Below are 2,987 nucleotides of genomic sequence, written 5' to 3' on the forward strand. Positions count from 1 at the left end.
AAAACATACATTGCATATGCCCATTATCGGATATAAATACGAAATAAAATATCTCTGCTCTAACATCACGGATTAATGACAATACACAGTAATAGCTATTAACGGCTAAAGATTAGATTTAAAAACAAATGTAAATGAGAATTGATTAATTAAATTTCAAACTACTTTAGCACTGCCTAAATACATGGGAGATGAATGCCTATCGATTAAGCACAAAAAACAACGTTAAATTTAAAATCAATGGATATGAAACTGAAGTGAGCAGATATGGAATTTGTAGCATGTAACATTATGATGAATTGTGAAGATGGCGCATCATTTAACTCAGTAGTGAATGCTCTAACTTTTATCGATGAAAGCCAAGACCTAAAACTTTTTTCATCATTTATTAAAGTTAGCATAAATAATGAGTTATCAACGCTATGGTTTAGCTCCAAAGAAGCTTTATTAGAGACACTTTTTAATCTCTAAAGCTAATATTAAGACCTACAATTAGTGGGTCTTTTAGACCATTAACCACGCCACGACCATAACTAATATTTAGAAGTTATCATAAGCGCTAAGATCACTAGACCGCAGATTGTCGTTCAATAGAATACGCATGAGTCGAAGGTGAGGCGTCACAACCTAAATATTCACAATTCAGGTTGCTCGCCGCGACTAACGTTGAACCAGAGCCAAAGAATGGCTCTATAACCAATTCGCCTTCATGGGAGCTTTAGCTGAACAGTAATAAAAATGTGAGCGCATATCAATAAGGAAATTATACATGCGCCCCTAGTTTCTATTCAAACCTTAGAATCAACGGCAAATGACAACAGTGCCAGCGATAAAATCGTGAAGCGCTCTTTTTTTCTCATTACATAACAAAATGAACAACTCACTTACCATCCAAAGAAAAGATAATATATTCACATAAAACATCCATGATGGTGAATTAGCATAAAAGAATTCACTTTTATCAAGTAGATTAATCGCCATGTACTCATCAGCAGATAGCGCGTTTATAACCATAAAATTTGATATGGCAACAATCAAGGCAAAAACTAAGTCTACAGAAAAACGTAGTACCGATTCTTTATATGAAATATCTGATTCATCAAACCACTTTACCACTTTTATTTTCATGGCCATTTTACCGAGCGTCGCTCCCCACCGCCCATGAAAGTAAATATTATAAAGTAAAAACATACCTGCTGATGGAAACACCATGAATAATGCAATTTCTTTTGATGAACTTTCAATCGACCCCAAAAGAATAAATATGGGTATAAGAACAATTCCATCGATACAACCAGCGCCAAATCTTTTCCAGAAACCTGCATATCTCATCACTATCCCTTACTGTAATTTATTCTAGCATTCAGCTATAACAGATATGGTATTAATTAGATGATTAAACACCTATTAAACTAATAGATAGTAAAGCAGTCAGGTAATATCATTCAACACACAGAATGTGATGTATTACGAAAGATGAGAATGTATTACTATCATTCGATATAAGCCCTATAACTAACAACCTCGTCAATACACAACGACTTTGTCATTGTTATCTATTTTAGGATAATGTTTTATGATGACAGTAAACAGCAGCGAGAGCCACAACTCGTGTGGCTCTGGCTATTTGGTAGAACGATTATCCGCTTACTTTTTGAAGCTTCGACGGTTTAGGCTTTACGCTACCAAACACATTGATCAAAGCACCAATAATGATTAATGCCCCACCAGCCAATGTCCACCCTGATGGTATTTCATTAAACAAGAACACACCCAGTATGATCGAAAAAACCACCTGCACATACGAGTATGCCGTTGCTTTGCCAGCAGCGACAGTTTGCATTGATTTGGTTAGTCCTACTTGCCCTATCTGAGTAAAAATACCCACAAATAACAGCAAGAATAAAGCTTCTGTATTCGGCATCACAAAATCATCGCCCAACAAAAAGAGTGAAAATGGCAAAGCAATAAGTGGGAAATAGAAAATGATCACGGAACTGTCTTCGCTTTTACTCAATCGCTTTACGATCACATAGGCAACGGCGCTACCCAGCGCACCCAGTAACGCGACAATCACACTAAACATAGGTAGCTCAGCGGCACTTTCAGCAGACAAGTTAGGGCTTACGATTAACCCTAAGCCTAAAATACAGCAGGCGATACAGATGGCCGTCGAGGCTTGTACTCTTTCGCGCAGAAATACCAAGGCTAAAATAGCCGTAAAAACAGGGTGCATGTATTGAAGGATTGTCGCTTCGGCTAAGGGCAATGTCGCCACAGCGTAATACACACAAACCAGCGCAAGTGAACCTGCAACACCACGTGCCACCAGTAATTTTTTGTTGTTACCCCAAATTGAAATGCCCTTTCGCTTCACATCCACATAACTGATGATCAGGGAAACAATCGCTCTCGCTGCCACTATTTCAAAAACAGGAATACCATGCGTGCTAACCAATTTTACGCAGCTAGACATCAGTGCAAAAGCCAGTGCAGATACCAACATATATCTGACACCAATGGGTATAAAATTCATAAACTGAGCTGACATAAATCCGTAACTATTTGATGTGTATAGAAGGTGTGATCTTATGGAACTGAGCGACGGAATGAAAGGGAAAAACACAATAATTACTCTGTTTACTTCATCAGCTTTGCCATAAGCAAGAAGCACTATTTTGTTCCTAGCACGAAAATAACAACTAAACGATAAGCGATTCCTCAGCAGCCAAGTAAAAATCACTTAAACCGTTATGACACTTAACGCTAGGTAGTATAAATATTGACGGTTTATTATCACTCTCATTCACCTTGAACCTTTAACACTCCCACATTAAAAACAATAAAGCGACCTAATCTATTTTATCTTAACAATCAAACCATCCCTTCTACGAAAATAAAACTCATTATTTTTTATTTATAAATAACAAACAGGCCCCTCTAATAAGAGTCAGCATTAGGACAAAAACAAACAATCAGGATAATAT

General features: G+C 37.1%; 3 protein-coding genes and 1 pseudogene. 1 reads left to right on the forward strand and 3 read right to left on the reverse strand.

Translation table 11 applies throughout. The features are described 5' to 3' along the window. Positions 1–267 precede the first annotated feature (267 nt). Entirely contained in the window at positions 268–471 is a 204-nt protein-coding gene (locus tag ASV53_RS23420; RefSeq protein WP_094958913.1) for a hypothetical protein, read from the forward strand. A gap of 97 nt (positions 472–568) precedes the next feature. Here ASV53_RS23420 and ASV53_RS26190 read toward each other — a convergent pair. The 3 genes and pseudogenes from ASV53_RS26190 to ASV53_RS23435 form a co-directional block, all read right to left on the reverse strand. Next, positions 569–718 (reverse strand): annotated as a pseudogene (locus ASV53_RS26190) (DNA methyltransferase); the annotation flags it as partial. An 83-nt stretch (positions 719–801) separates the two neighbouring features. Continuing rightward, a complete protein-coding gene (locus ASV53_RS23430; protein ID WP_094958915.1) occupies positions 802–1,332 on the reverse strand; it encodes an RDD family protein in 531 nt (176 codons plus the stop codon). Positions 1,333–1,639: 307 nt separating this feature from the next. Then, the gene (locus tag ASV53_RS23435; RefSeq protein ID WP_094958916.1) at positions 1,640–2,551 is read right to left on the reverse strand and encodes a DMT family transporter; all 912 of its coding nucleotides are present in this window, start codon (positions 2,549–2,551) and stop codon (positions 1,640–1,642) included. Positions 2,552–2,987 lie beyond the last annotated feature (436 nt).

The sequence above is a fragment of the Photobacterium sanguinicancri genome, from assembly GCF_002265265.1.
In the GTDB taxonomy this organism is placed as follows: Bacteria; Pseudomonadota; Gammaproteobacteria; order Enterobacterales; family Vibrionaceae; genus Photobacterium; species Photobacterium sanguinicancri.

What these genes read in the sequence shown, in the direction of transcription:
- ASV53_RS23435 (WP_094958916.1), bottom strand. Translation starts at nt 2,551, where the DNA reads ATGTCAGCTCAGTTTATGAATTTTATACCCATTGGTGTCAGATATATG.
- ASV53_RS23420 (WP_094958913.1), top strand. Translation starts at nt 268, where the DNA reads ATGGAATTTGTAGCATGTAACATTATGATGAATTGTGAAGATGGCGCA.
- ASV53_RS23430 (WP_094958915.1), bottom strand. Translation starts at nt 1,332, where the DNA reads ATGAGATATGCAGGTTTCTGGAAAAGATTTGGCGCTGGTTGTATCGAT.